Consider the following 415-nt stretch of genomic DNA (forward strand, 5'->3'; position numbering starts at 1 on the left):
CTTCATGTCGGAAAGATAGGCGGAGGTCTCTGTCAGCAGTTCGGCCTGTACGCTTACGTCTGCATCCGGGCAGGCAGTCTGCACTTTGCTTAAGGAATCAGCCAGCATCGTCGCGTATTTGACGGCTGCCGGGATGATCTGCTTGCCGGCCATATCAATCATGGTTCTGGCCTCGATGTTGATTGCCTTGCTGTATGCCTCGTATTCGATTTCAACACGGGATTCCAGTTCGGCTTTCGTAAATACGTTAAACTCTTCGAACATCCTGACAGATGCTTCCGTAGTGAGGGCCGGGATCGCTTCCACCATGGATTTGATGTTCGGAAGGCCTCTCTTCTCGGCTTCTTCCACCCATGCGTCCGAATAGCCGTTTCCATTAAAGATAATCCTTCTGTGGGCCGCCAGCTGTTCTTTG

The 415-nt window shown here is 52.0% G+C and carries 1 protein-coding gene; it reads right to left on the minus strand.

Going from position 1 to position 415, the window contains the following annotated elements:
• The coding region (locus NE664_14680) for a glutamine synthetase type III (GenBank protein MCQ4727880.1) at window positions 1–415 on the minus strand (415 nt) is incomplete at both ends.

Origin of the sequence: Anaerotignum faecicola (genome assembly GCA_024460105.1) — a bacterium.
Lineage (GTDB): Bacteria > Bacillota > Clostridia > Lachnospirales > Anaerotignaceae > JANFXS01.